This is a genomic window from Streptomyces sp. YIM S03343 (genome assembly GCF_054729195.1).
The window spans coordinates 91,499-118,157 of the sequence record NZ_JBPUKX010000002.1; the positions used below are offsets into that span (position 1 = coordinate 91,499).

Consider the following 26,659-nt stretch of genomic DNA (forward strand, 5'->3'; position numbering starts at 1 on the left):
CGTTCGGATGTTCTTGCGGCCGACCTGTCACAGGGCCCCGGCCGCCCCCGCCGGCCGCGCAATTCCCGCTGATCACTTCCGTCCCCGCAGGATGAGGAAGTACCCTGCGGCCGCCAGCGCGCCGAGTGCCGCGCTCGCGCCCCACAGGGCGGCCGGGCCCACGGTGTCCAGTGCGTATCCCGAGGCCGCCGGGGCAACGCACGCCGCCGCAGCCCAGGCGAAGCTGTACGCACCCTGGTAACGCCCTTGCGCGCGGCCCGGCACGAGTTCGGTCGCGGTGGCCATGGCGGTCGGCACCAGAACGATCTCGCCGACCGTCCAGATCACCACGGTCAGGGCGTACACCTCGAGGGAGGCGGCCACACCGGTCAGCCCCAGCCCCGCCCCCAGCAGCAGGGCCCCGGCGACCAGCGGACCCGTGGGACCGTACCGCGCGGTGATCCGGCCCGCGGGGAGTTGCAGCATCACCACGAGAAGGCCGTTGAGACTGATGACCAGGCCGTAGTCCCGTGCGGTGTGACCCGCCTGCGTCATGGTGAGCGGGAGTGCGGTACTGACCTCCTGCATCAGCAGCCCGACCAGGAAGGTCACGGCCGCGAAGGCGAGGAACCGGCGCCGCGGCCGCGAATCCCCGGCTCTCTCGGGCGGGTCGGCGTCCGGGCGCCGTGCCGGATCGGGCCGCGTCTCGGGCACGGTGAGGTACACGGTCAGCGCGCACAGCGCGGTCACCGCCGACTCACCGAGGAAGAGCAGGAGATAGCCGTGCTGCGCCAGCGCCCCGGCAAGCGCCGCGGAGACGGCGACACCGATGTTGACGGCCCAATAGGTGAGAGAGAACGCCCTGACCCGTGCCTCCGGGGTGACCACGTCCGCCACCACGGCCTGGACGACCGGCCGGGAAGCGTTGCCCGCCACACCGACCAGGCACGCGGTGACCGCGATAGCCACCCGGTCCTGGGCGAACGCCAGCGCCCCCGTGGTGAGGGCGCTCAGCAGTTGGGCACCCAGCAGCGTCACCCGCCTGCCCAGGCGGTCCGCGAGCACACCGCCGCCGACCGCGCCCACCGCGCCGCCGACGCCGTAGAGCGTGGTGACGAAACCGGCTAGGGACGCCGAGTAGCCCCGCTCCAGCGTCACATACAGTGACAGGAAGACGACCACGAAGCCGCCGAGCCGGTTGACGAGCGTGGTGGTCCACAGCCACCAGAACGCGCGCGGCAGCGCCGGCCTCGCATCGGCCGCTTCGGGCGCCGCGCTCCGGGCATCGGTGGTCACGGTACGACGGACTCCTCCCTCTCGTTGTACGGGCGCACCGTGGCCGGTGGCGGAAGCGCAGCCCCCGGCACCGGCGGGCGGTCCGTCAGGTCCTGGCCGGGGGACGCCGGATCCTTCGCCGGGGCACGCCGAGGCGCGCCGGGCCGTCGCCGGTGACGGTGGGGGCGGCGCTCATACGGCGGCCATCGCGTTGCCGATGTAGTTCGGCAGCCTGACGAGCCGCTCCCACAGGTCGTCCAGACTGACCGGGTAGCGCTCCCGGTAGCGGCGGGTGACCGCCTCCACCTCGGCCCAAGTCGTCGGCTGGGTACCACCGTTGTAGTCGGCCGCCAGTTCGTCGTAGAGCGGGGTGCCGGGGCGCAGGAAGAGCTGGTTGAGCCCGAAGTAACCGGGCAGTGAAGCAGCCCAGTCGACCACTTCGCCGCTCAGGCACGCCGGGTCACCGGGCAGGCCGAGCAGAACGAAGGCGAAGGGGGTGATCCCGGCCGTCGAGAGCCTGCGGATCGCCGCGTCGATCTTCTCCGCGGTCACGCGTTTGCCGACGCCGGTTTCGGCGACGGCCGGCGATTCGGCTCCCAGCCACATGCCGTTGCATCCCGCCGCGGCCCACAGGTCGACGTCCTGGCGCAGAACCACCTCTGCCCGGCTCTGACCGGTCCAGCCGATGCCGCCTCCGGCGAGTCCGGTGCACAGGTCCTTGTAGAAGTCCGGATGCAGACCGAACACGTAGTCGAGGAAGAACAACGAGTCCACGCCGCGTTCGCGGATCGCATCGATCTCCGCGAGCGTGCGCCGCACGGACTGCGGGCGCATCCGGGTACCGAACGGCAGATGGCAGAACGTGCAGCCGTACGTGCACCCGCGCACCCCCAGCACCATGCCGCACGGTCCGCGCCGGACCCGCCCGCCGGTGATCATCTCGGCGGTGTAGGCGGTCAGGTCCAGCAGGTCGTAGGCCGGCAGGGGCGCCTCGTCGAGCACCAGCGGCGGGTACGTCCCGGTCAGCGGCAGCTCGCCGAGCACGGGGCTGCCGCTCAGCAGGTCACGGACGCCGTGCACCGCCGCCGCGTCCGCCTCACCGCGCGCCACGTGGTGCACACCCAGCTCACGCCGCGTGGCCGCGGGCAGTTGGGTGGCGTGCGGGCCGACCGCGACGACCGTGGCCCGCGGCCAGGTCCCTCGCACATGTTCCACGGCGGTGCGCACCGGGTGCAGGTCGAGCGGATAGCACTGCGCGCGGTCCGCGATCGCCGTGACGACGACGGCCACGTCGACCGCGTCGACGGGAGGTGCCGTGGAACTCAGGCGGCGGTCCCAGACCGTGACGTGGGCACCGTCCTGGCGCAGAACAGCGGCCGCGTTGGCGACGTCCAAGGGAAGTTGCAGGAAGTCACGTTCGAACTCGTCGTCAGCAACGACGAAACATACGGTGGTCATGCCGACTCCGGGGTCATGGGGGCGGACGAGGCGAACAGGGCGGGTGCAGTGACCGGGGCCGGGTCCGACGACACACGGGTGACGGTGCCGGTGCGCGCCGCCTCGTACACCGCGAGAACGGTCAGCAGGGCCTTGCGGCCCTCCTGGCCGTCGACGCTGGGCGCCCGGCCCTCGGCGACGGCGTCACAGAAGTCGAGGAGCTGGTCGCCGTGCGGCGAGGGGAGCAGCCCGCTGGCGTCCCGCTGCTGCGCAGAGGCGGCCGGGCGGCGCTCAGCGGCCTGGTTGCCCGCCCCATAGGCGCCGTAGGCGGAGGTGTCGTCTCCCGGCCCCGCGGCGTGGAAGTAGGTGAGTTCGTCATTGTCCAGCACGGCGCTTCCCCGGTCGCCGTGCACCGCCAGGCGCGTGGTGCGTCCCGGGTAGGCAGCGGTTGTCGCCAGCAGGGACGTCAGGGCGCCGTCGGCGTGCCGCAGGCTCGCGGTGACGACGTCCTCGACCTCGATGCCGTGGTGCCCCCGCAGGGCGGTGTGCGCGGTGACCTCCACGACCGGACCCATGAACCACTGGATGAGGTCGACGGCGTGCACCCCCTGGTTGAGCAGCGCTCCCCCGCCGTCCAGGGCACGGCTGCCGCGCCAGTCGCCCGAGTCGTAGTACGACTGGCCGCGCCAGAGCGGGACCTCGACGAGCCCGGACGTGACAGTGCCGAGTTCCCCCGCGTCGAGGGCGCGACGCAGCATCCGGGCGGCGGGGTCGAAGCGGTGCTGGCTGATGACAGCGAGGGTGCGTCCGGCCTTCCGTGCGCTGTCGATCAGCCGGTCCGCCGCCCGGGCGGTGACGTCCACTGGCTTCTCCACGACGACGTGCTTGCCCGCGGCCAGGGCCCGTTGCCCCACTTCGGCGTGGAGTCCGCTGGGTGTGCACACGCTGATGACATCGATATCGGTCCGGTTGAGAAGGGTGTCGGCATCGGTCGCCTCACTGCCGGTCTCCGCCGCCAGCCGATGTGCTCGCTCCGGTGCGGACGAGGCGACGGCGACGAGTCGCGCCCGCGCGGAAAGCGGTGGGTAGGAGCTGAGCACCCGGGCGTGCAGACCGCCGATCACCCCGCAGCCGAGGACACCGAAACGGAGCCTGCTCATGCGGCCCCTCCGCTCGACTGCCCCACCGCGGCGGTGGCACGGTCCCGCCCGAAGTGGCCGGCGAGGGCGCTGATGCGGTGTACGGGCCGCAAGTCGACCGGGGGCAGGGGCGCATCGCCGAGCAACCGCGCGACCACGGTGCGCAAGGCGTTGTCCATGGGTGAGTCGTTCACCAGTATCTCCCTGCGACCGGTGGGGAGGTGGGCCGTCAACCGGTGTGTACCGCCGGGAAGCCGGTAGCCGTCCGGCAGGGCGACGGGGTCCATCTCGGCTGTGAAGAGCGCGGGCCCGACCTGGATCTGGGCGAGTCGCTGGCGGCCACCGGTGGAGTGTCCGAAGGCCTTGGTCCAGTCGGGGACGTCAGGGTCGTCCGGTGGATCGCCGAGGACCGAGGAGTACAGCTCCAGTTCGACGCCGTCCGCCGTCATGGCCCGTTCCCGGGCGGCCGTGACGAAGTAGTCGTGATGGACGACGCCGCGCACGTCCTCGACGGGGCTCTCGACGTAGGCGCGGTAGGCCTCGGAGGGCAGTAATCGGCTCACCACCGCCAGCATGTGCGGCCATTCATAACCGAAGACGCCGTGGTCGCGGTCGACGAACCGGCCTGCCTCCATGTCGGCGCGCCGGTCCTTGCTGAAGGCGACGCGCACCGCCGTCACCGGGTGGGACGGCATGTGGTGGCGCCGGAGGTCGTCCAGCAGGCGCAGCGCGTGGGCGTGCCGGTACTGGTTCATCACCACCACGCGCGCTTCGGGATACCGCTCCAGCAGATTCAGGAGACGGGGCACATCCTGCGCCCGGCAGGCCGGCTTCTCCAGGATGATCCGGGCCCGGGGATCACGCTCCAGGACCGCCGCCAGGGCGTCGACGTGGGTCTGCGTGGGAGTGCAGAGCGACCACAGATCCACGGGAGCCGACACGTCCTCCACTCTCGCCCGGTGCTCGACGGGACGGTGACTGCAGGCGCCGGCGGGCACGCCGGTCAGTGCCGGATCGACGGTGCAGACGCGCAGACCGGTGGCTTCCAGCAGCCGATGGTGCAGTTGGCCGGCCACTCCGTAACCGACGATGCACACACGGGGCAGGTCATGCATGCGCGTCGCCACCGTCCTCGGCGTCCTCGGCGTACTCCGCAGCCGGCCCGGCGGTGTCGGCGAGATACGTCTCGTAGTACGCCTCGAACAGCCCCGCCTCCCGCACCACCTCGTCCACGGCCTCCAGGTGAACCCCGGACGACAGCGTCGTCGCGGAACGGCACAGATGCTTGGCGGCGACCAGCGTGGCGGCGCGGTAGGCGTCGTAACCGCGGTTGGGGATGCCCTCGTACGCATAGAGGTTCAGTGACCGGCCGTCACCGAGGAGGATTGCCGAGCGGCCCCCGGGCAGAGTGTGGCGGACGCCGACACCCGGGACGTCCGACACCGTGGTCGCGACACGACGCTCACTGAGCAGGCTGAAGTCCCGGGTGGCGAATCCGGCCAGGAGCACGCCGTCGGGCAGCAGCCTCAGGTCGGCCCCGGTGAGCGCGTCCTCGCCGGTGGTGCCGAGGACCAGGAAAGGACGGATGCGCGACAAGGCCTCATGGGCCGAGCGGCTGGTGTCGAACCCCTCCTCGGCGGCGCGCACGAGTGCGAGTGCGTCGGTGTCCACGACGGTGACGCGGCACCCGGCAGCGCGCAGCGCCCTGGCGATCCGGGCACCGAGGGTGCCGAAGCCCAGGGACAGCACCCGTCGCCCCACGAACTTCTCCCCCGGCACGATGGCACGCAGCCGCCGGACGCAGGAGTCGGCGATCTCGTTGTAGGCCAGGTGCGTCTTGACCTGGGAGCGTGCCATGTTGAAGACAGGAAGGCGCATGTCGTCGGCTGCCGCGATGCGTTTGAGGCCGCTGACGGTCAACTCCAGTGCGGCGTCCGGCTGCTCGGTGACCAGACGGTCGCGCGCGGAGCCGAGGGCGATGATGCCGCCGTCGTCGACCATCAGCACGCGCCTGCCTGCGGCCCGGGCCGTCCGGATGAAGGCGTCGACGTCGGCACCCACGTCCCGCGCACGAACCACTTCCTCGTCGGTGGCGGTGCCGTTCACGACCGAGTTGTCGAGCGTGGCGCTGCGGTAACCCCGGGACAGGAACCATCCGTGCACGCGATCCCGGCGTAACGTCTTGTCGCCCTTGTCCAAGGCGTAGATCCACTGCGGTGAGAATCCCGCGCGTTCGGCGGCCAGCAGGAAACCGACGCTGTTCTCCACGTAGTGGTCGCGGAATATCAGGGCCCAGTCTCCGAGGGCACTGTCCCCGGTGGCGTATCGGCGCAGCAGCGGCATCGCCTCCCACAGTGTCGCGACTTCCGTGTCGCTGAAGGCGACGCCTTCGCTCCGCAGGGCTTCGGCCAGCGCCTGTGCCACCGCGGCCGGCCTCGGAGCGTCCGGCCGGACGCCTTCCGTCAGCACGGCGGCACGCCAGCGCGGGGTGGGTGGGTCGCTGTGCTCCAGCGTGTGCGGCGCGGAGTCCGGCTCGGGCGTGAACTGCACGGTGACTAAGCCTGTGCCCGTGTCCAGGATGTGCGTGTGGCCGCCGTCGTGGAGAGCGACCACCTCGTGGCCTTCCAGAGGCGGTTCCGCCGGGTCCGGCCATTGCCGCAGACGCAGGCGCAGCAGGACGTCCGACGGCCAGTGACCGCTGATCACGGTGTGGAGCCGCGCGGCGGCACCGACCCGCGAGAGCCTGTCGCCGTTCGGGGATGTGCCCATCAGGGCGTTGAGCGTCATGTGCACACTCCTTCGTCACTCGCATGCGGATATCGGGAAAGCGGGTGTGATGGTTGGAGCAGCGGATACGGCAGCGGAACCCCGTCAGCGAGGGCCCGCGCGCACGCTCAAAGGCGTGTCGGCCTCTTCTAACCCGACGCCGGAAGGGTCAATGCACTGCCGCACCGCACCGTTCTCGCTGGTCAGGCGAGTGCGGAGGGTCTCGTCGCCTTCGCGCGGGACGTCCGGGGCGAGCGCATGGGGGAATGCGGGCGGGGGCTGCGGTCGAGCGGGCCAACCGGGGCGTCGGGCGGGGCGGAATTCGCAGGAGCTGATTTACCAGGGACGGGTTTGCCGGGCACGCGGGAAAGAATGCGGGGGGCGATGTGCATCGACTGAATCTGACCTTCCCGTCTACTGCATCTCTGACGGTCGGCGCCGAGCAGGCGCACCGGTTCATGTCGAACGGCAGGAAAGAATCCGGCGACCCTATGACCAGGCATCGGTCATGTTCACCGGGATATGAGGTTGCGGAGACCGGGCGGCACGCTCGCCGCCCTCTGCGGAGTCTCTCGACTGCGGAACCGACAGGGCACCAATAGAGGACGTGGGGGATTCTTCAGTGCTTCCGAGATCTACCCGTGATCCTCGATCACCACCTCAGGGTGTGTCAACAGTGCAGCTCCGCAAGGCACTTGCGGTATGCACTCACCGGTGGGCAGCCGGGCGCCCGACCAGCGCGAATCGCGGCCGGCCGGGTCCGGAGTGACCGTGAAGTCTGCCCGAAGAGGAAATCCTGAGGTCCTCCCCGGAAGGCCTGGGGCAGCCCGCCCGTATCGCCATGGCTCAGGCTCGCAGGTGGTGTGTCACATTCCCCACGAGGTCGACATGTACGCGCCGTTCGGTGAAGTGCCACCGCTGTTCACGGCATTCGAACCGGTCGTGATACCGGCCCGCGGCGATAACCTGCAGAGGCAGGTCCGGCAGCGCCTGCAGCACGGTGAAGTACGACCGCGCGGTTGCGTGCGTGGAATCAGCCGCGATGTCGATGACGGTGTTGGTCGTGACGTGCTTGGTTCGCGGCGTACCGTCCTGGTAGGTGATGAGCGTGTCCCGGAACATCGCCTCGATGGCCTCTTGGCCGCGGACGGGTGTCCCGCTGCCGACGAACACGGCATCTGCCAGCAGCGCGCCGACGGCCCCGAAGTCTCCACTGTCGACGTGCTCGGCGTAGGCGGCGATCAGGTTCTCGATCGCACGGTGAGTCGATGAGATCTCCATGACAGTTCGGCGACCTGTCCTTCCTGTTCTCCGGAGCCGGCCGCCACGGCCGTGACGGCCGGCCTCGTGCTCACCGCACGGCTTGGCAACCGGATGCGGCGCCCACTGCCGCACCACCGGGCACCCTTTCACGTCGGCTCGTGCCGGGTGAGGTGAGCCGGGAGGACTCCTTCATTTTTACGAGTGCTATCGTAAAAACAAGCCGGGATAGTACGAAATGAAGGAGGGAGTCGACGATGACCGGACCGAAGGTGCCCACCCAGCGCGATGTGCACTCCGTGCCCAGCGAGGACACGGACGCGGACGCGGAGATGGCAGCCGTGGTCGACCTGCTGGTGCGGGGGCTGCGGGCTCTCGGTAGCACCGGTCAAGTCGACCTGGCCAGCCGGCTGGCCGGCCACGCATGGTCAGTACTGCGCAGCAACCATGCACGCTCCGCCGACCGGCTCAACGGCCTGCTGCACTATCTCGCCCGACTGCCGGACACCGGAACCACATCGGCACCCACCCCACCCCACCCACCAAGGAGTAAGTCATGACCGCTGCCAACAACGAGCTGGACGTCCGCCAGGAGATCCCCGCACGCCGCCACGACCTCATCTTCTCCACCTACGGCGCACTCGACGTCGACGATCACTTCGTGCTGGTCAACGATCACGACCCGAAGCCGCTGTACTACCAGCTGGCCGCCGAGCACACCGACCAGTTCACCTGGGAGTACATCGAGGAGGGGCCGCAGGTGTGGAAGGTCCGTATCGGACGCGTCGCCGGCTGATCGGCCGCCGCGCCCCATGAGCTGGGGCTTTACGACGACCGCTGGAACGCAAACGACTCCAGTGCCAAGTGAAGCCACTTCGGACCGTCGGGACAGGGTCTATCAGGAATTAGGTGTGATTCGTCTGTTTGGCCTACGAGTTGATCGGTGGGCTGTTCGGCCTACACCCGGCCGGCGGTAAGGCGTCCGTCGAAGAGGACGTCGAACTCGTCGAGGGCGGACTTCCAGCGGTTGTTCCAGCGCTGGCGGCCGCGGCCGGTGGGGTCGAGGGCGAGGGTGGCCAGGTAGAGGCGCTTGAGGGCGGCCTGCTCGTTGGGGAAGTGTCCGCAGGCCTGGGCCGCGCGCCGGTAGCGGGCGTTGAGCGACTCGATCGCATTCGTGGTGTAGACGACCTGGCGGATCGCGTCGGGCAGGCCGAGGAAGGGCACGAACTCGCTCCAGGCCCGTTGCCAGGTCCCGGCGATCGACGGGTAGCGCTTGCCCCACGTGGCGTCGAACTCGGCGAGCCGTTGACGTGCTTCGTCCTCGTTGACCGCGGTGTAGACGGGCTTGAGGTCGCGGGCGACCTCGGCCCAGTCACGGCGGGAGGCATAGCGCAGGCTGGCGCGGATGAGGTGAAGCCGTCAAGAAACAACCTGGTGTTTATCGGCGCCGACTGAGGTGAGCAGGTCGGCTGCGGTGGGGTGGCGGTGGTCGGCGGGAGTGATGTCGGTGTGGCGGGCATCGAGGATCGGCAGGACATCACGGATCGCGTTCCACAGTGTGCTGCGGCAGACGCCGAACAGCTCGGCGAGAGCGTCGAGGCCGCAGACGCGGCGGCGGTAGAGGATCGTGGCGAGGATCCGGTCGCCGTCGGTGATCTTCTGCCGGAAGACTCCGCCGCGAGTGCCCGGGCGCCGGTTGCCGCCGCGCTGGCGGTGGCGGCGCTCTTCGATCGCGGCGGCATAGGGCACGATCAGTTCTTCGAGCAGGGCATGCAGTGCCTCGTGACTCATGCCGGTCAGAGTCGGGGCCGTCAGCGCCTGGCGGGTCAGTGTCGCGGGAGCGTGCTGGGCCGGGCCGCTGCCGGTGACCCAGGCGCGGAGGTCCTCGGCGCGGGTGAAGTAGCGCACGATGGTGGGCGTGATGCCGATCTTCTGTTCGTCCAGCAGCTTCCGGGTGGCCTTGATGCCGTGGCCGATGGTGACGGGATTGATCCCGAGCAGGTCGCCCAGCACCTTCTGTGGGCAGACTTGGCGCAGGTAGATGACGGTGATCAGGACTTCGTCCGCATCGGAGAGCAGTGATCGGCTGCGGCCGGTGGTGGCGACGCGGCGCCCTTTGCGGAGCACGTAGCGGTGTTGTTCAGCAGCGGCTGCCTGGGCGGGGGCCAACTTGGCTTTCAGCGCGTTCAGTTCGTCGGTACTCATGCCGGTCAGGCGGGGGTCGGTGAGCAATTGGAGGGCTTGGGCGCGGGCCTCGGTGCGTTCGTCGGCGCGCGGGGCGAGGGCGGTGCCGCCGCTCGGGGCGATGCTGTAGTTCCACTGGCCGTGGTCGGCATGCGCGGTGATCGGCAGGGCCTGCAACTGTTCTCGGCTGACCGCGATGCCGGTCGGGTAGGAGCCTTCGTCGAGAGCGGCCTCGACGCGCAGGCCGGTCCGGGTGGTGGTCGCGGTGATTGTTTTGAGGACGACTTCGTGGCTGGTCAGGGGGCGTCCGCGCCAGTTCATCGTGATGTGGGAGAACAGCCTGTGCTCGATTTTGTTCCATTTGCTTGTGCCCGGCGGAAAATGACACACCGTGACGTTCAGGCCGACATCGGCGGCGAACGCGGCCAGTTCGGCCTTCCAAACCCGGTAGCGGTAGCTGTTGGACCCCCCGGCGTCCGCGGTGATCAGCAGCCGTGATGCCTGGGGGTAGTCGTGGCGGCCGCGCGCCTGCCACCAGCGGCGGATCGAAGCTGCCGCGAACGTGGCAGTGTTGTGGTCGGTGCCGACGTTCACCCAGCCAGTGTTCGTGCTCATGTCGTAGATCCCGTACGGGATCACGGACTCCACATGCGGACCGGCGAAGAAACTGTGGTCCTCGACCTCGACGGGCTGTCCGGCCGGCCGCCATTCCTGCCCGGGCATCGGCAGTTGCCCCACTTGTTCCTTTTTCTTCGCGTCCACGCTGATCACCGGATCACCCGCAGCCTGATGCTCCTTGACCTGCTCGTTGATATAGCGGAACTGCGCGTCCCGGTCAGGGTGTTGATCGCCTTCCAGCGTCTTGGCGGTGCCCTGCAGGCTGAACCCCTGCTCCTTCAACAGCCGACCCACCGTGGGTGCGGTCACGCGATGCCCTTGCCGGGACAGCTCTGCGGCCAGGTGCCGCAGCGACTTCGTCGTCCAGCGCAGCGGCGACATCGGATCACCGCGCTCGTCCGGTTCAACCAGCGCCATCAGGGCCGGGACCAGCTGAGGGTCGACCTCCTCGGCCCGCATCCGCCCGCCACCAGGGCGCCGGATACGCCCCTCGGGCAGCGGGTCGGCCCCGGCCTCGAGTTCGAACACGCCCTTGCGGACAGTCGTCTCGCTGACCTGGGCTATCCGCGCAATCAGTCCGACGCCTCCGTGCCCGATCAGCCGGGCCTCGGTCGCCAACGCCAGTCGCCGTTGACGCTCGTTCAGATGCGGGAGAAGAACGTCGAACCGTCGTGCCAACTGGCTGCGGACCTCGTCGGATATGCGCATACCAGATCAACGATCTCGTCTCCGCGAAGCAACGCGTTGTTTCTTGACGGCTTCGGTGGACGACGCAGGTCTGCACCACCGTGCGAGGCCAGACGGTGTTCACCGCGTCGGGCAGAGCACTCAGCCCGTCGCAGACCAGCATCAGTACGTCGCGCACGCCCCGGTTCTTGATCTCGGTCAGGACTGTGGTCCAGTACTTGGCACCCTCACCGCCGTCGCCGACCCACAGGCCGAGGATCTCGCGGTAGCCGTCGGCGGTGACCGCGACGGCCACGTAGATCGGCCGGTTGGCGACATGACCGTCCCTGATCTTGACGTGCACGGCGTCGACGAAGACGACCGGGTAGACCGGATCGAGCGGGCGGGTGCGCCATTCCGCCATCGATTCCAGGGCCTTGTCGGTGATCGTGGAGATGGTCTCCTTCGTGGTCGTCATCCCGTACGTCTGGGCGAGGTGGGAGACGATCTCACCGGAGGTCAGGCCCTTGGCGGTCAGCGAGAGCACCAGATCGTCCAGCGCGCCCGTGCGGCGGGCGTAGGCGGGCAGGATCCGGGGCCGGAAGGTCCCCAGCCGGTCACGGGGGACCTGCACCGTCACCGGGCCGACCTCCGTCATGACCTTCTTCGCCCGGTAGCCGTTGCGCATGTTGCCGCCCGAGCGCGATCCGCGCCCGCCCACCCGGCCGGCCCCGGCAGCCAGGTGCTCGTCCATCTCGGCATCCAGCGCGGCCTGCATCAGGTGCTGGGCCAACTCGGGCAGCAGCCCGCCCTCGCCCATCAGCCGCAGTCCGCCCCCGCCGCGGACCTTCTCGGCCGCCAACGCGGCCAGCTCCTCCAGCAACTCACTGGACAGACCGTTCTCAGACACCGGCATCGACCTCACGTCGGCACCCTGAACGCCACCGCCAGCCACGGCAAGCGACACGCTGCCCAAGGACTCGATCCGGTGATCCATCGTCGTACTCATCAGGTGACTCCTTCGGGGAAGATCACACCTGATTCATGACACTCCCTCGGGACACCTCCGCTCTAGCGGAGGTGTCCCGTTCCTGCCTGATCAGGTGTGTGCGGTGGGGATCCAAACGCGCATGGCTCCCTGGCCGCGGTTGCCCCAGCGGTGGTACGGGATGGCGGGGACGGTGAGTACGCGGTCCTGGTTCGCCGGGGCCACGCTGCCGGGTACGGGTCGGTAGAGGGGGGCGTGGTCGGCGGGGTGGTGGCGCAGTCGGACGATGATGCCGGCGGTGGAGGTGGCGTCGGAAGGCGGGCCCTGGATGTCGTGGAGGGAGAGGTCTTCGAGGACGACTCCGGCGGGCAGGTCCGCGGTTTCGAGAGCGTAGACGAGGGGGCCGCGGGTGATCGCCCGGCAGCCGCGGACGCTGTCGACGCGCGGGTGCGGGCTGATGAGGGTCACGGGCATGTCGAGGGTCAGGGCGACGACGTGGCGGTGGTCGTGCCAGGGACGGCGGATGCGTAGGTAGCCGTTGTGGGAGGTTGCGTCGGCAGGCCGGCCGTCGGTGTGGAGGGTCCAGGAGGTGCACCAGGCCGGGATGCGCAGGGCGAGTTCCCAGGTGCCGGTGCTGGTGGCGTCGACGGCGAGGGTGGTGGTGGGGCTGTACGGGTAGCCCGTGGCCACGGTGAGGGTGGCAGTGCCGTCGCCGACGGTGGTGCGGATGGTTCCGGCCGCGTAGTGGTGGATCTGGACGCCGGTCGGGTCGGTGGTGGCGAGGTAGTCGTGCGCGGTGGCCAGCAGTCGGGCGATGTTGGGCGGGCAGCAGGCGACGGCGTACCAGGGGCGGCGCGCGGAGGGGGCGTCTTCGTGTCCGCCTTCATGACCGGTGCGCAGGTGCAGCGGGTTGGAGTAGAAGAAGGCGGTTCCGTCGACGGAGGTGGAGACGGCGATGGCGTTGTAGAGGGCGGTCTCCATCTCGTCGGCGTGGCGGGCGTCTCCCGTGGCGAGCAGGAGCCGCCAGTTCAGGTGGAAGCCGGCGATGGCGGCGCAGGTCTCGGCGTAGGCGCGGTCGGCGGGCAGCTCGTAGGGGTCGCCGATGGACTCGTCGCGGTGGCGGGAACCGTGGGCTCCGGTGATGTAGGTCTTGGTCTCGACCAAGTCGCGCCAGGTACGCAGCACGGCGTCGAGGAGTTGGGGGTCGCCGGTCTCGACGGCGATGTCCACGGCGCCGGTGAGCAGGTAGAGCTGACGCACGGCGTGGCCTGTGGCGGGGCCGCCGTCGCTGACGGGCCGGTGGTCCTGGAAGTAGGCGGAGCCGAACAGGGATTCGCCGAGCCGGTGGTGGCCGCGGGCTTCCAGCTGGCGCCTGGCCAGGTCGAGGTAACTGGTGTCGCCGGTGGTGCGGTAGAGCTCGACGAGCGCGGTCTCGACCTCGGGATGGCCCTCGACGTAGGCGGGGGCGTCGGGGCCGAAGCGGGCGACCAGGTGATCGGCGAAACGGCGGGCCACATCCAGCAGCCCGGGAAGTGCGTCGGTGCGGGCGGCGGCGACGGCGGCCTGGAACAGGTGCCCGGCGCAGTACAGTTCGTGACCCCATTGCGGGTCTGCCCAGCGTGTGGCGGTGTCGGTGCCCTGGACGTAGGAGTTGAGGTAGCCGTCGGCCTCCTGGGCCCGTTCGAGGAGTTCGACCAGGCGTGTGGCGCGCTCGAGCGTCGGATCACCGGGCGCGAGGTTCGGGGCGGCCCAGGCGATCGCCTCCAGGGTCTTGTAGACGTCGGAGTCGCTGAAGAAGGGCATGTGCCAGGGCTCTTGGCTGTCGCCGACGAGCCGGGCCAGGTTGCTGTACGCCTCGCCGTCCTCCACCTCGGTCAGGACATGGGGGATGGTCGTGGTCCGGTTGAGCTGCTGCCATTCTCCCAGCCAGCCGGCGGAGTCGAGCGTGACCGCGGTGTGGGGCAGTGGGTGGAGCACGCCGGATGCGGTCACGGTGGGTGCGACTGGTCCGCTCATCGGGTGGGGCACGGGACTGCCCTTTCTGACTCTGGTCTGGTGTCGTGGCGGGTCGGTGAGTCGGGGTGTGATCCGGTGGCGGGCCCGGGCGGGGCCCGCCACCGGGTCAGAAGGCCGGGCTACTCGATGTCTCCGTGGATCTGGAAGTTGTCGATGGCGCCGTTGAGGTACGGGTCGGGGAACTGGGACTTGCCGAGGTAGTCGCCGGTGGTGTGGCCCAGCTCGCGCGGCGCCACGGTCATGGCCGTGTTCTGGCCGATCTGGGTGCCGTTGGCGTAGAGGGTTCCGGTGGTGGTGCCGTTGCCGTTGTCCTTGAAGGTGAGCTTGATCGTCACCCAGGTCCCGGTGGGCATCGTGTAGTCGGTGGTGATCTGGGATTCGTTGCCGTTGCCCGATGTGCTGATCCCGACGCCGACGGTGCCGGACCCGGTCCTCGGGGCGAGGTAGAGGTACTTCTGGGTGCTGGAGCCGATGTCGAGCAGCCTGCTCCAGTCGGCGGCGCTGTTCACCTTGGCCCGCATGCTGATGGTGATGTCGGTGCCGTTGGCCAGGATGTCGTCGGGCAGCTGGGCATAGGTGCCGTCGCTGCCGTCGAGTCTGAGCACGCTGTCGCTGCTGTCGGCGCCGGTGACGGCGTTGCCCTTGAGTGTGAGGGCGTTGTTGTTGCCGGACAGGTCGGGGACGGTGCCGTCGGAGGAGGAGTCGAAGGAATAGTGCACCCAGTTCGCCGGCATCGGCGGCAGTGCGTCCACGGTGACCTGGACGGTGTCGCTGCTGCTGAGGGCGCCGTCACTGGCGGTCAGCCGGAACACGTAGGTGCCGGGCCTGTCCTCGGTGACGGTCGGGTGGAGGCTGGAGGCGTTGGTGAGGCTTACCGTCGCGCCAGCGGGCTTGCTGTCGACGGACCAGGTGGTGGTGAGGGTGCCGTTGGGCCGGCCCAGGCCGTCGTCGGAGACGGCACCGCTGAGCTTGATCGTGTCCAGGCTCTGGCGGAGACCGGTCTGGTCGGTGCCCGCGTTCACCGTCGGAGCACTGTTGGCGTCGGAGGTGGTGGGCACCAGGTGCACCGTGTAGGTGGACCCGGTGGGTGCGTCGTAGGTGACCGTGGTGGGTACCTGCAGGTTCGATGCGTCGGCGGGTGCCGTGTAGACGTTCACCTTCTTCTGGGTTGTGCCGTTGACCTTGACCGCGTAGGTGCCTTGCGCAAGGCCGGTCACCTTCAGCGAGGCACTGTGGGCCGCACCGCTCAGGTTCTTCAAGGTGAGATCGACGTCGCTGTTGTTCGAGTCGACGGTGGCCGCGGTGTACCGGTCGTTGTCCAGGGACACCGACAGCTGCTGGGTGATCAGGTTGAGACGACGTCCCAGTCCGTCCTTGGGGACCACGCCGGTGGAGTCGTATCCGGACGTGACGGTGGCGCCGTAGCCGACGGTGCCGAAGATCGGGTCGTTTGTGACGACGTCCGCGCTCAGCGTCTGCAGTGCTCCCCACAGACCGAGGTCGGACTCACCGGTCATACCGCGCCAGCCATTGAGCAGCTGGACACCGGTGCCGCCGCCGGTGCCCAGGGTGCCGAGGTTGCCCTTCTCGGACTGGTAGCTCCATGCGGAAGCGCCGATGTTGTCGGGGTGGTTGCTGATCTGGCCGGAGTTGATGGTGGAGAAGGTACCCAGCTTGGCGGCGTAGTTGAGCCGTTGCAGCGTGGCTCGGTCTGCGGAGGAGACGGCGTTGGTGCCGGTCTCCAGCGCGGACGTGTGGTTGATGTAGTCGTCCATCGTGTAGCCGGCGAGGGCGATGCTGTACTGGAACTGCCACCAGTTCTCACCGGTGATGGAGGTGGGATCGGCGTACCAGTACCAGACCGGCATCTGGCCGCGTGCCGCCCGGGTCTTGAGGACGATGTCGCGCATCATCCGCAGCGCGTTGGCCTTGTCACCGTTGACGTTCTGCTTGGCCAGGGTGTAGACCGCCTCCTCGCCCGTGTTGTCGTAGCTGTACTCGGAGCCGTAGGGGTACTTCTGTGCCGAGAAGTTGGCGTACTTGGCCGCCATCTTCGCTTCGACGTCGTTCGCGTAGTCGCTCAGGTTCTCCGCGCGCAGGGCGGTGATCAGGGCCGGGGTGGTCAGCTCGCCCATCAGGCCGGTGTTCCAGTTGTAGGCGACCGGGCCGTCGTACAGCTCCTTGAAGATGTGGTAGGCGGTGCCGAGGTACCAGTTGGCGTCGTGGGCATAGGTGATCAGACCGGGGTTCTGCTTCTCGATCTGGTACATCCCGAAGTAGGTGTTGAAGACGTGCGCATAGGCGTAACCGCGGTAGCTGGGCGTGGTGTTCTGGCTGCCGGGGTGGCCCTGCTCCCAGAAGTCGTAGACGAGGTAGCTCGGGTCCGGCTGGTTTGCGGTGTTGCCCATCAGGTGTTCCCAGACGGCCTTCTCGAGGTAGTCGTCGAGGGCCTGGGCCTGGGTGGCGTCGGGGCGTGCGACCAGTTTCGCGGCAAGGAACTCGCCGTGGGTCAGGCCCCAGTCGTCGCCGAGACCCCAGTAGCCGGCGTACGCGTTGCGGCGTCCGGCCGGCGGGTCGGAGCCGCTGGGGACGGAGCCGTCCGCAGCGTTCATCATCCAGTCGTCGAACGTCTTGTAGCGGATGTCGGCGGTGGTGATACCGGCCGAGGTGTTCCACTGGGTCTTGTCGGCCATGAACTTGGCGTGCGAGTCCAGCAGGTCCGAGATCTTGCCGATGACATCGAACTGCAGGACCGACGTCCTGGCGCGGCCGCCGCTGTCGGTGTAGTTGACCGTCAGCTGGTCGTTGCCGATCTGGGTGGAGTCGAAGCCGACGTTGTAGATGCGGTACTGGCCCTTGGTGCGGGAGAACGTGACGCTGGGGTCGGTCGGGGAACTGTTCCTCGAGTCGTTCAGGTTCTTCGCGACGACGCTGTTGACGGTTCCCTTGACGCGCAGGGCGATCTGGGCGGTCTGGTCGTACGGGACGACCATGCCGGGCACGACGGTGGCGTCGAGGAGGCCCTGGTTGTAGAGGCTGTCCTTGACATCCTGGTCGGAGTTCACCTTGCCGATGTGGAAGGTGTACGTCTTGCTGCCGCCCTGGGCCAAGGAGAGGCTGGTCGAGGGCAGGTACCCGCGGTTCGTCTTCTGGGCCGCCATGGAATGGACGTAGTAGACGTTGAGGCCCTTGACGTTGGAGCCCTCGTTGTTGGCGTTCCAGGCCCAGGTGGTGTCGCCGACCTCCTCGGTGCGCCAGCGGTCCTGGTACTCGAAGCCGGAGCCCGTGGCGGTGTCCGGGGTGAACAGCACGGAGGGACCCTGGCCGCTGGGTCGCTGCAGGGTGACGTAGGAGCCGTTCTTGCCGATGTAGGAGTGGCTGAGGACGCGGGTCTCGTAGATCTGGTCGCCGCTCTTCCACAACTCGTTGTCGGGCATCGGGACGCCCCAGTCGCCGATCACCAGGCGCCGACCCGAGGTGTTGGTGACCTTCTGCGTCCAGGTGAGCGAACCGTCCGCCGCGAGGCTGTAGGTCTCGGTGAAGGTGAAGTCCTTGATGCCGTTCGCGTCGGACGACGTGTTGTAGGTGACGGTGACGGTCTTCCCGTCGGCCGACTTGGTCACCGTGCGGGAGTCCGCGGAGGAAGTGGTCCAACCGGACTTCCAGCGTGTGCTGCCGACGCCGGTGCTGCTGACGGTTCCGGTACCGGTGGCGTAGGAGAACATGACGTTCCCCAGCCACTGGCGGTACCTGGCACGGGGCTCGTTGCCCTGGTCGGGAGCGACGTCGGGGTTCATGACGTACTCGGTGTCGAAGGTGTCTCCTGCGACCTTCAGGGACTGGATGCTTCCGTCGGAGGCGAAGCCCACATTCAGCTGGCTGGAGGAGAGGGTGAAGGGATAGGTGGTGGCAGCGTGTGCCCTGGTCGGTGGAGCGATGGCGAGGGACACCACCGCGAGGACCGCCGCAAGTGCGGCGACGGCCAACCGTGGTTTCGGCGGTGAAACCATGACGACCTCTCGGGTTGGACGAATGGTCAACGGCCCGGCCGGGGCGGCCGGGCCGGGCTTCACTTCACGGACCCGACGGACAGACCTTCACGCAGGGACCGGAAGGACAGGGTGTAGACGGCCAGCAGCGGAATGGACGAGAGGGTGGCGAGTGCCATCAGGCCGGGCCAGTTGACGCCGTAGCCGGAGGTCTGCTGGGCGATGAGTGCGCTCATCGGGTAGTTGACCGGGGTGATCAGGAAATTGATGGCGTAGACGAACTCGCCCCAGGCGACGAGGAAGATCAGGGCACCGACGGTGGCGACACCGTTGCGGACCATGGGCAGTTCCACAGAGAAGAACGTGCGCAGACGCCCGGCCCCGTCGACCATGGCCGCCTCCTCGATCTCGCCGGGTATGGCGGCGAAGAACGGCCGGAGCAGCAGGGTGGCCCAGGGAAGCAGCATGGCGCTGTCGGCGACGACGAGGCTGGCCGTGGTGTCGAGCAGGTGGAGCTTGTTCAGCACGGTGAACAGGGGGATGACGTTCGCGGTCTGCGGCACCATCTGCAGGAAGATCAGCAGGCCGAGGAAGACTCCGGCAACGTGTCCGCGGACCTGCGCGAGTGCGTAGGCGAGCGGTGTACCGAGCGCCAGGACGACGAGCACGGTGCCGATGGAGATCTGCGCCGACTGGAGGACGGCGTACGGCAGGTCCGGATTGGCCAACGCGTCCCGGTAGGCCTGCAGCGTGGGGGTGAAGGCGAAGGTGCTGGACAGCACGTCGCCCTGGCGCTTGAGGGACGTGAGCACGATCCACAGCAGCGGCAGCCCGTAGACGACGGTCAGGACAGCCCGGGTGGTACGCGCGACCGGCTGTCGCTCACGGCGGGGCTTGTGCCCCCGGTCGCTCTTGGCCTTCTTGGGCTTCCTGGCCTTCTCGGGCTGGAGAGAGGTGACGTCATTCGCGGCCACGGGTGCGGACTGGCCTTCCGGTCGGGGGGCGAGCGGTGTCGTGGACGGCACGGGTGCGGTGGACGGGCCGGGGCTGAACCGAGTCACTCCGCCTCCTTGCGGGCTGCGCGGACGTACACGACTGCCAGGGCGGCGACGATGAGGAGTGAGATCACGCCGGTTGCCGAGCCGATGCCGAAGTCGCTCTCGGTGAAGGCCTGGGTGTAACTGAGGTACGGCAGCGTGGTCGTGGCCTGGCCGGGGCCGCCGGCCGTCATGACGTAGACGAAATCGAAGCTTCGGAACGCGTAGACAATGGTCAGGATGGTCAGGATGAACGCGGTGGGCCGGGCCGACGGGATGAGGATGCTCCTGGCCTCGCGCCACTTGTTCGCGCCGTCGAGCGATGCGGCCTCGAGGATGGACGGGTCGATGTTGAGGAGGGCCGCCCGGAAGACCAGCGCGTTGAAGGGGATGACGGCCCAGGCGTTGACGAGGGCGACCGAATAGAGCGCGAGGTGCTGGTCGTAGAGGAACGGCACGCCGTCCGACAGGTGGAGGTCGCGGAGCAGGCCGTTGATGAGGCCGTTGTCTGCGAGCAGGAACTTCCACACGCTTCCGTTGACGACCGGCGGCAAGGCCCAGACGAACACCATCACGGCCAGGAGGACGGAGGTGGTGAACTTGTTGCCCCGCATGACGAGGGCGACGCCCAGGCCGCCGGCCACACCGAGGACGGTCACCACCGCCACGAAGACCGCCGTGCGCACTGCGGCACTGCCGAGGTCCGGTCCGTCCCAGAGGGCCCGGAAGTTGCGCAGGCCGACGAACGGCCACGCCTGGTTGACTGTCCCGGAGGACACCTGGCTGACGCTCATCCTGATCAGCACGTAGATCGGATAGATCGACAGCGCTGCGAGGAAGGTCAGGGCGGGCGAGGCGAAGCCGAGGCGGCTCCGCCCGTGCGCCGCCCGCCTGCGCCGTGACGGCATAGGCCGGAAGCCGGCCTTTCGGGGGCTTGGGTCCAGATCCAATGCACTCGTCATGGTGTCTTCTTTCGCGCTTTTCGCGTTCGAGCAGGGGTCTGCGCGGGTGGCCGCGCCGGCTCAGCGGCTGGAGAGCAGCGGCTTGAGCTGGCTGAGCAGCCTGGAGCTCAGCTTCGAGGGGGAGCCGTTGCCCGCGATGGCCGCGCTCCACTGGGTTCCGACGTTCTGCAGGACCTGGGCGACGTTCTTCGGGGGGATGGCCGGGTCGGGCGACGCGTGACCGTTGTTGGTGACGATCTTGCTGAAGACCGACAGGATCGGGTCATCGCTGATGGCCGGGTCGGTGCCGGCGTCGGCGCGAGCGGGGATGGAGCCGAACGCCTTCAGGAGGGTGAGCTCACCCTTCTTGGAGAAGAACTCCTGGTCGAGGAACTCCTGCGCAAGCTTCTTGTTCTTGGAGAACGCGCCCACGTTCTGGACCTCACCGCCCAGGTAGACAGAGCCCTGGCTCTCCACCGGCAGGGGCACCACGCCGTACTTGAACGAGGCGTTCTGCTTGGCCGAGGTGATCTGCCAGTTGCCGTTGACGGCGAAAGCGGTCTTGCCGGCCTCGAACTTCTGGAAGGGGACGGTCTGGTCCCAGGTGGAGGCCTCCTTGGACAGGTATCCCTTGTCGGTCCAGTCCTGGACCTGCTCGAAGGCCTTCTTCAGGGGCTCCTGCTGCGGGGCGCCGTACTTCCAGCCGAGCCGCGAGAGCCACGGGAAGGCCTGCCACTCACCCTCGGAGTTGGGCTTGCCGGTCAGAGTGATCGCGTCGTAGCCCTCGGCCGTGGCCTTGGCCATGTCCTTCTCGAGTTCCTGGTACGTGGTCGGCGGCTTGACACCGATCTTGTCCAGGATGTCCTTGTTGTACCAGAGGCCGATGAGGTTGACGAAGCCCTGGACGCCCATCACGCGACCGTCCACCTTCTGCACCACGGCATCGGGGAACTGCGCTTTGTCGGCGCGCCCGTCCCACCAGGCGCCCATCGGCTTGATGGCGCCGGCCTGGGTGAGGGTGTAGGTGTCGGCGGCGTTGTAGACCACCACGTCCGGGCCCTTTCCGGTGCCGGCAGCCTGGACCAGCTTGTTGGTCAACTGGTCAAAGGGTATGTAGGTGTTGACGACCTTCACGCCGGAATGGCCGGCGGCGAAGTCCTTGCCGAGTTCGTCCAGGCCGGCGGTCTGGCCCGGAACCGAGTAGTAGTGCCAGACCGTGAGGGTCTTGCCGCCGCCCGACCCGTCGGCGCCCGCGCTGGAACTCGGGCTGCATCCGGCCACGGCCAGCAGTGTCGCGCTCAGCAGCACCGCGCCGGCCGTTGCTCTTGCTCTCATGACGCCTCACTTCGTTGTGGGTCAGCTGCGACCACAGGCGTTCATCGATGACTTCATCGATGAAATCTGTGGAGCCGTGCGAAACAGTAGGAACGCGTGTGGCGCGCGTCAAGGGGAGGCGTTCACAACTGGGTTACCGTGTCGGGAGCTTGATCAATGCAGACATCGGCGGTGGCACGGCATCAAGGGCGGGTGGCATAGTGTGTGGCCACCCACTGGTTTCCACGATGAAATATCTCTTGGTAAGGGGCTACCCGGTGCCAGCTGCGAAGCGTGCAGACGTCGTTCTGCACCCCGGATTCACGATCGGTCGTATCGATCCTCGGCTGTTCGGCAGCTTCGTCGAACACCTCGGTCGCGGCGTGTACGGCGGCATCTACGACCCCGCGCATCCCGACGCGGACAACGAGGGCTTCCGGACGGACGTCCTCAAGCTCACGCAGGAACTCGGCGTCACCACCGTCCGCTACCCGGGCGGCAACTTCGTGTCCGCCTACGACTGGCGGGACGGCATCGGGCCCCGCGACCGGCGTCCGGTCCGCCTCGACCCGGCCTGGCACAGCGTCGAGCCCAACGCCTTCGGCGTCGACGAGTTCCTCGCCTGGTGCCGCTCGGCCCGCGTCGAGCCGATGATGGCGGTCAACCTGGGCACCGGCGACCTGCGCTCCGCCCTCCATCTGCTGGAGTACCTCAACCACCCCGGGGGAACGACGCTCTCCGACGCCCGGCGCGCCAACGGCGCGGCAGACCCCTACGGGGTGCGCATGTGGTGCCTGGGCAACGAGATGGACGGACCGTGGCAGATCGGCCGCAAGGATGCCGACGAGTACGGACGGCTCGCCGCCGCCACCGGCACCGCCATGCGTGCCGTCGACCCGGACCTCGAACTGATCGTCTGCGGCAGCTCCAACAACCGCATGGACACCTTCGGGTCCTGGGAACGGGACGTCCTGATGCGGACCATCGACGTGGTCGACTACGTCTCCTGCCACCAGTACTTCCGAAACGACGGGGACCTGCCCCGTTTCATGGCCTCCGGCGTCGCCATGGACCGCTTCATCGAGGACATCGCCGCCACCATCCGCCATGTCAAGGCAACCACTCGGTCCACCCGCGACATCGCCATATCGTTCGACGAGTGGAACGTCTGGGACTGGGAGAAGCACGACGACCGGGTCACCGAGGGCATGCCCTGGGAGGTGGCCCCCGCCCTGCTCGAGGATCGGTACACGGCAGCCGACGCGGTCGTGGTCGGCGACATGCTCATCAGTTTCCTCAACCACGCCGACATCGTCCGGGCGGCCAGCATGGCCCAGCTGGTCAACGTCATCGGGCCCATCATCGCCGAGGCCGACGGCCCCGCCTGGCGCCAGACGACGTTCTACCCGTTCGCCGACGTCCGCCGGTCAGCAGGCATGACCGCCCTGCGTCCGAGTGTGCGCTCGGCCACCTACGACGCCACGGACGACCCGCAGACGCCGGCGGTGGCCTGCGCCGCGGCCTCGGCCCCCGAGGGCGACCTGCACATCTACCTGGCACACCGCGACCCGGGCAGCCCCACACAGGTGCGGGTGGACATCAGCGCGTTCGGCGCGATGGCGCTCGAGTCCGCCGTCATGGTGCACAGTCCCAGCCCCGAGACGCGCAACGACGCCGAACACCCCGACCGCGTACGGCCGGGCCGGCTGGACACGCGGCTGCGGGACGGCGTCATCACGGCGTCCCTCCCTGCGGTGTCGTGGGCAGTGCTCCGGTTGACCACGCGTGCCGCTGACTGATAGCCAGCCTTCAAGGAGGAGCAGACCCATGTCCCATCCGCCCGCTCGCCCGGTCACCATGGCCGACGTCGGCAGGGCCGCCGGCGTGACCGCGCGCACCGTGTCCAACGTGCTCAGCGGCAAGGTCAACGTCCGCCCCGAGACACGCGACGCCGTCATACGGGCCGTCCAGGAGCTGGGCTACCAGATGAACGTCTCCGCCCGGGGCCTGCGCACCGGCCGGACGGGCTTCATCACTCTGGCCCTCCCCGACCTCGGCATCGAGTACTTCGCCGAACTCGCCCGGGCGGTCATGGCCGAAGCCGGCAAGCACCACCTCACTGTGATCATCCAGCAGACCGGTGGAGACCTGAGGACCGAGCTCGACATCCTCTCCGGCACCAGCCGCCAGCTGTCCGACGGCCTGATCTTCCAACCGCACGCCCTCGGACCCTCCGACGAGCGCGTGCTCACCGGAGGCGGCCCCCTGGTCCTGCTGGGCGACCGCATCTTCGACGGACCCGTCGACCACGTCACCATGGCGAACACCGAGGCCGTCATGGCTGCGACCCAGTACCTGATCGACCGCGGCCGACGCCACATCGCCGCCATCGGCGTCAACCCCGCGGGCGGGCCCATCAGTGCCGCCTCGCTGCGCTACGAAGGGTTCCGTCTCGCCCACGAGAGCAGCGGTCTGCCCCTGGACGAGGAACGGGTCGCGCTCGCGACGGAATGGCACCAGTCCAACGGCGCGAGCGCCATGGCCAGACTCCTCGACAAGCGCATCCCCATCGACGGCGTGATCTGCTTCAACGACTCCCTGGCCTTCGGTGCCCTGCATACCCTCGTCACCCGCGGCGTCTCCGTGCCCCGGGAAGTCGCCGTCGTCGGCTTCGACAACGTCACCGCCGCCGCCTACAGCAACCCGAGTCTGACCACGATCGACCCAGGCAGCGCCGACATAGCCCGTATCTCTGTGGAACTGCTCACGCGGCGCATCGCCGAAGGCCCCACCAGCCACCCCTCGGAGATCGTCACCGACTTCTCCCTGGTCGTACGCCGCAGCGCATGAGCCTGCGGTTCCGCGGGGCGCGTCCGACAGGACGCGCACCGTGGAGCCCGGTCTGCCGACGCCCGACAAAGGGCTCCGCTCAGGGCCGTGCCCCGGGCTGCCGGTTCAGGCGGCGTGCGAGGACGAGCCCGGCGACAGCGGTGACCGTTGCCGCCATCTCGGCGATGGCGGACGCGGTCTTTTTCGGGTACCAGACAGGCTCGTACATGTTCGGCAGCGGCCCGAAGGCACCGACGTCGACGTACCGGTAGAGCAGCACCGCGGCGGCTCCGGCTGCGGCCACCAGGAGCGCGTACCCCCACACGAGAGGCCGTGTGCCGAGCAGGACCAGCAGCAAGGCTGCCAGTGCGGCGGCGGCGGCCTCGATCCGGAACAGGTCGCCCTGGCTGATCGTCCTGGTGACCGAGTCGTAGGTCGGGGCGAGGTCTGCGTGCACGTAGGCGTCCACCGCCAGACAAGCGGCGGTGAAAAGACGAAGCAGCCACAGCCGGACACTCGGGGAGAATGTCCACGCCCGCTGCTGTACGCGTGTTCCAGGGCCGACGACTGTCATGGCCACCTCCGTCACCTGCTGGGCAGGGCTTGTTGCCGGTCTTCGCCAGAAGGTACGTATCAGGACACCTGATGGTTCAACCCGTTATGTCCCCACCGGTGCGGAACTTCGCTCACCGGGGTCGAAGCTCCACGAGGAGTCGGCCTCGGCCGGTGACGACGTCCAGGCGGGAAATGTCCCGCACGCGGAGCGAGGTCGATCCCGGGACACTGATCGCACTCGCGTAGCCGGACGTCCAGCCGACGGCCGTCTCGGTGCGGCCGTCGCGGGCGTGCACCACCAGTCGGCAGACAGCCGGGGGCAGCCCCGACATGCGGAGCCGGATCGAGGTGCCCGTCAGGTCGGGAGTGAGTGCGGCGGACGCCTTCACATGGGTGGCCGGGTCGGTGGCGGAGACCAAGGCCGCCGGGCGGACCGCCACAGGCTGCGGGGCACGGGCACCCAGATGGATGCCTACGCCCGCGACGGCGGCCGAGACCACGAGCGCACAGCCGACCAGAACCCGGCGGATCCTTGTTCGCCGCACCACGCGGGACAAGGCGTCAGCGGTGCGGCCGGGCTCGAGGGCCGGGCCCGGGGCAGCCCGTCCCGAGCCGGGGCCCCACGCGCTCCGCACCGTCTGCGGCGATTCCTCGAAGGGCAGATGCTGCATGAGCTCGACCAGCGGGGCCAGCTCCTGCAGTTCGGCCTGGCAGTCCGCGCAGCGGACCACGTGCCGTTCCACGGCAGAGCGTTCCGCCGGATCGAGCGACCCCAGCAGATAGGCGCCAAGAGCGAGGCGCTCGCGACACGCCATCGCACCGTCACCCCGCCTCCACCCCCGACCGAACAACCACGCACACACCAAGAGGTCTATACATCGACATACGTGTACCGAGTGCAACATGTTCACCCGGCGGTCGGCCCAGCAGCGGAGCGCCACACACGCATCGTAGTGAAACAGGCCCATAAATGAATCAAACGGAACTACCGCACGTATCGAACTACAGACCAGCCCCAGTGGCGGGCCGGTGGACCAGCCCTACCGCACACCTCGCGGCAGGGGGTTCCGGCGGAAAGAAGAACGTCATGAACCGCACCGCCGCCATCGCTGCGGCTGCGACCGCCGTCGCGGCATTCGCCGCCGCATGCGGAAGCTCCGGCACCAGCTCCTCGTACGGCTCCTCGCACCCGTCCAGCAGCTCCGCGTCCGCCACCGGCGGCTCCGGCATGGTCCAGGCGCGAAGCTCCTCCCTCGGCCGGATCGTCGTCGACGGATCCGGAAGGACCCTCTACGTGTTCCAGGCCGACAGCGGCACCACCTCGCACTGCTACGGCGCCTGCGCCCAGGCCTGGCCGCCCGACACCACCACCGGACACCCCGGCGCGCAGGGCCTGAACGCCGCTCTGCTCGGCACCACCGCCCGCAACGACCACACGACCCAGGTCACGTACAAGGGCCACCCCCTCTACCACTACTCCGGGGACACCAAGTCCGGCGACACCAACGGCCAGGGCAGCTCGGCCTTCGGAGGCACCTGGTACGTGGTCGGCCCCAGCGGGAACCCGATCACCGCGCCCAGCCCGTCCTCGGGCAGCTCGGGAGGCAGCGGGGGCTACTGACCCCCGCAGGGTCCCGGTCCAGGACGAACCGCCGCGGCTGAACCA

19 protein-coding genes and 2 pseudogenes are annotated in these 26,659 nt (G+C 68.8%); 5 read left to right on the forward strand and 16 right to left on the reverse strand.

Going from position 1 to position 26,659, the window contains the following annotated elements; genetic code table 11:
* Positions 1 to 72 precede the first annotated feature (72 nt).
* The 6 genes from ACSYGN_RS36215 to ACSYGN_RS36240 form a co-directional block, all read right to left on the reverse strand.
* Positions 73 to 1,275, reverse strand: coding sequence for an MFS transporter (locus tag ACSYGN_RS36215; protein ID WP_460404173.1), 1,203 nt, complete (start codon positions 1,273 to 1,275; stop codon positions 73 to 75).
* 171 nt (positions 1,276 to 1,446) lie between these two features.
* Positions 1,447 to 2,712 carry a B12-binding domain-containing radical SAM protein gene (locus ACSYGN_RS36220; RefSeq protein ID WP_460404174.1) on the reverse strand — a complete coding sequence of 422 codons (1,266 nt, stop codon included), beginning with the start codon at positions 2,710 to 2,712 and terminating at the stop codon, positions 1,447 to 1,449.
* The gene (locus ACSYGN_RS36225) at positions 2,709 to 3,851 is read right to left on the reverse strand and encodes a Gfo/Idh/MocA family protein (protein WP_460404176.1); all 1,143 of its coding nucleotides are present in this window, start codon (positions 3,849 to 3,851) and stop codon (positions 2,709 to 2,711) included. Before ACSYGN_RS36225 ends, ACSYGN_RS36220 begins: the two co-directional genes overlap by 4 nt.
* Positions 3,848 to 4,945: a Gfo/Idh/MocA family oxidoreductase gene (locus tag ACSYGN_RS36230; protein ID WP_460404178.1), complete on the reverse strand. Its 1,098-nt coding sequence runs from the start codon at positions 4,943 to 4,945 to the stop codon at positions 3,848 to 3,850. The genes ACSYGN_RS36225 and ACSYGN_RS36230 overlap by 4 nt, the downstream gene beginning before the upstream one ends.
* The gene (locus ACSYGN_RS36235) at positions 4,938 to 6,617 is read right to left on the reverse strand and encodes a Rossmann-fold NAD(P)-binding domain-containing protein (protein ID WP_460404180.1); all 1,680 of its coding nucleotides are present in this window, start codon (positions 6,615 to 6,617) and stop codon (positions 4,938 to 4,940) included. Before ACSYGN_RS36235 ends, ACSYGN_RS36230 begins: the two co-directional genes overlap by 8 nt.
* Before the next feature lie 825 nt (positions 6,618 to 7,442).
* Positions 7,443 to 7,994 (reverse strand): nuclear transport factor 2 family protein, encoded by a 552-nt coding sequence (locus ACSYGN_RS36240; protein ID WP_460404182.1) that lies wholly within the window; start codon positions 7,992 to 7,994, stop codon positions 7,443 to 7,445.
* Positions 7,995 to 8,113: 119 nt separating this feature from the next.
* Here ACSYGN_RS36240 and ACSYGN_RS36245 point away from each other — a divergent pair, with 119 nt between their 5' ends.
* Together ACSYGN_RS36245 and ACSYGN_RS36250 are read left to right on the forward strand one after the other, a co-directional pair.
* Entirely contained in the window at positions 8,114 to 8,416 is a 303-nt protein-coding gene (locus tag ACSYGN_RS36245; protein WP_460404184.1) for a hypothetical protein, read from the forward strand.
* Positions 8,413 to 8,652, forward strand: coding sequence for a DUF2249 domain-containing protein (locus ACSYGN_RS36250; RefSeq protein ID WP_460404186.1), 240 nt, complete (start codon positions 8,413 to 8,415; stop codon positions 8,650 to 8,652). Before ACSYGN_RS36245 ends, ACSYGN_RS36250 begins: the two co-directional genes overlap by 4 nt.
* Before the next feature lie 161 nt (positions 8,653 to 8,813).
* On the opposite strand, the pseudogene ACSYGN_RS36255 reads toward ACSYGN_RS36250, so the two are convergent.
* The 8 genes and pseudogenes from ACSYGN_RS36255 to ACSYGN_RS36290 all read right to left on the reverse strand — a co-directional run.
* Positions 8,814 to 9,272: pseudogene (locus tag ACSYGN_RS36255) on the reverse strand (transposase); the annotation flags it as partial.
* A gap of 3 nt (positions 9,273 to 9,275) precedes the next feature.
* Entirely contained in the window at positions 9,276 to 11,366 is a 2,091-nt protein-coding gene (locus ACSYGN_RS36260) for an ISAzo13 family transposase (RefSeq protein WP_460399995.1), read from the reverse strand.
* A gap of 45 nt (positions 11,367 to 11,411) precedes the next feature.
* Positions 11,412 to 12,240: pseudogene (locus ACSYGN_RS36265) on the reverse strand (IS256 family transposase); the annotation flags it as partial.
* A gap of 183 nt (positions 12,241 to 12,423) precedes the next feature.
* Positions 12,424 to 14,328: a glycoside hydrolase family 127 protein gene (locus tag ACSYGN_RS36270; protein ID WP_460404188.1), complete on the reverse strand. Its 1,905-nt coding sequence runs from the start codon at positions 14,326 to 14,328 to the stop codon at positions 12,424 to 12,426.
* Between the two features lie 119 nt (positions 14,329 to 14,447).
* The gene (locus ACSYGN_RS36275) at positions 14,448 to 18,338 is read right to left on the reverse strand and encodes a DUF5695 domain-containing protein (protein WP_460404190.1); all 3,891 of its coding nucleotides are present in this window, start codon (positions 18,336 to 18,338) and stop codon (positions 14,448 to 14,450) included.
* Positions 18,339 to 18,397: 59 nt separating this feature from the next.
* A complete protein-coding gene (locus ACSYGN_RS36280; RefSeq protein WP_460404192.1) occupies positions 18,398 to 19,378 on the reverse strand; it encodes a carbohydrate ABC transporter permease in 981 nt (326 codons plus the stop codon).
* Positions 19,375 to 20,316, reverse strand: a complete 942-nt coding sequence (locus ACSYGN_RS36285) for a carbohydrate ABC transporter permease (RefSeq protein ID WP_460404194.1) — start codon at positions 20,314 to 20,316, stop codon at positions 19,375 to 19,377. Before ACSYGN_RS36285 ends, ACSYGN_RS36280 begins: the two co-directional genes overlap by 4 nt.
* Positions 20,317 to 20,376: 60 nt before the next feature.
* Positions 20,377 to 21,630, reverse strand: coding sequence for a sugar ABC transporter substrate-binding protein (locus ACSYGN_RS36290; RefSeq protein ID WP_460404196.1), 1,254 nt, complete (start codon positions 21,628 to 21,630; stop codon positions 20,377 to 20,379).
* A gap of 257 nt (positions 21,631 to 21,887) precedes the next feature.
* Between ACSYGN_RS36290 and arfA the strand changes: the two genes are divergently transcribed.
* Entirely contained in the window at positions 21,888 to 23,408 is a 1,521-nt protein-coding gene (gene arfA, locus ACSYGN_RS36295) for an arabinosylfuranosidase ArfA (protein WP_460404198.1), read from the forward strand.
* Between the two features lie 28 nt (positions 23,409 to 23,436).
* Entirely contained in the window at positions 23,437 to 24,459 is a 1,023-nt protein-coding gene (locus tag ACSYGN_RS36300) for a LacI family DNA-binding transcriptional regulator (RefSeq protein WP_460404200.1), read from the forward strand.
* Positions 24,460 to 24,538: 79 nt separating this feature from the next.
* Here ACSYGN_RS36300 and ACSYGN_RS36305 read toward each other — a convergent pair whose 3' ends face one another.
* Both ACSYGN_RS36305 and ACSYGN_RS36310 read right to left on the reverse strand, forming a co-directional pair.
* Positions 24,539 to 25,012, reverse strand: coding sequence for a hypothetical protein (locus ACSYGN_RS36305; protein WP_460404202.1), 474 nt, complete (start codon positions 25,010 to 25,012; stop codon positions 24,539 to 24,541).
* Between the two features lie 112 nt (positions 25,013 to 25,124).
* Positions 25,125 to 25,808: an anti-sigma factor gene (locus tag ACSYGN_RS36310; protein ID WP_460404204.1), complete on the reverse strand. Its 684-nt coding sequence runs from the start codon at positions 25,806 to 25,808 to the stop codon at positions 25,125 to 25,127.
* Positions 25,809 to 26,080: 272 nt separating this feature from the next.
* On the opposite strand from ACSYGN_RS36310, the gene ACSYGN_RS36315 reads away from it, so the two are divergent.
* Complete coding sequence (locus ACSYGN_RS36315; RefSeq protein ID WP_460404206.1) at positions 26,081 to 26,614, forward strand: COG4315 family predicted lipoprotein; 534 nt, start codon at positions 26,081 to 26,083, stop codon at positions 26,612 to 26,614.
* Positions 26,615 to 26,659: the final 45 nt, after the last annotated feature.

Bases quoted from the DNA above. Each gene is read 5' to 3' on its own strand.
- ACSYGN_RS36225 (WP_460404176.1), bottom strand. From the start codon at position 3,851: ATGAGCAGGCTCCGTTTCGGTGTCCTCGGCTGCGGGGTGATCGGCGGT.
- ACSYGN_RS36235 (WP_460404180.1), bottom strand. From the start codon at position 6,617: ATGACGCTCAACGCCCTGATGGGCACATCCCCGAACGGCGACAGGCTC.
- ACSYGN_RS36275 (WP_460404190.1), bottom strand. From the start codon at position 18,338: ATGGTTTCACCGCCGAAACCACGGTTGGCCGTCGCCGCACTTGCGGCG.
- ACSYGN_RS36305 (WP_460404202.1), bottom strand. From the start codon at position 25,012: ATGACAGTCGTCGGCCCTGGAACACGCGTACAGCAGCGGGCGTGGACA.
- ACSYGN_RS36230 (WP_460404178.1), bottom strand. From the start codon at position 4,945: ATGCATGACCTGCCCCGTGTGTGCATCGTCGGTTACGGAGTGGCCGGC.
- ACSYGN_RS36270 (WP_460404188.1), bottom strand. From the start codon at position 14,328: ATGAGCGGACCAGTCGCACCCACCGTGACCGCATCCGGCGTGCTCCAC.
- ACSYGN_RS36315 (WP_460404206.1), top strand. From the start codon at position 26,081: ATGAACCGCACCGCCGCCATCGCTGCGGCTGCGACCGCCGTCGCGGCA.
- ACSYGN_RS36250 (WP_460404186.1), top strand. From the start codon at position 8,413: ATGACCGCTGCCAACAACGAGCTGGACGTCCGCCAGGAGATCCCCGCA.
- ACSYGN_RS36260 (WP_460399995.1), bottom strand. From the start codon at position 11,366: ATGCGCATATCCGACGAGGTCCGCAGCCAGTTGGCACGACGGTTCGAC.
- ACSYGN_RS36290 (WP_460404196.1), bottom strand. From the start codon at position 21,630: ATGAGAGCAAGAGCAACGGCCGGCGCGGTGCTGCTGAGCGCGACACTG.
- ACSYGN_RS36310 (WP_460404204.1), bottom strand. From the start codon at position 25,808: ATGGCGTGTCGCGAGCGCCTCGCTCTTGGCGCCTATCTGCTGGGGTCG.
- ACSYGN_RS36285 (WP_460404194.1), bottom strand. From the start codon at position 20,316: ATGACGAGTGCATTGGATCTGGACCCAAGCCCCCGAAAGGCCGGCTTC.
- ACSYGN_RS36300 (WP_460404200.1), top strand. From the start codon at position 23,437: ATGTCCCATCCGCCCGCTCGCCCGGTCACCATGGCCGACGTCGGCAGG.
- ACSYGN_RS36245 (WP_460404184.1), top strand. From the start codon at position 8,114: ATGACCGGACCGAAGGTGCCCACCCAGCGCGATGTGCACTCCGTGCCC.
- ACSYGN_RS36220 (WP_460404174.1), bottom strand. From the start codon at position 2,712: ATGACCACCGTATGTTTCGTCGTTGCTGACGACGAGTTCGAACGTGAC.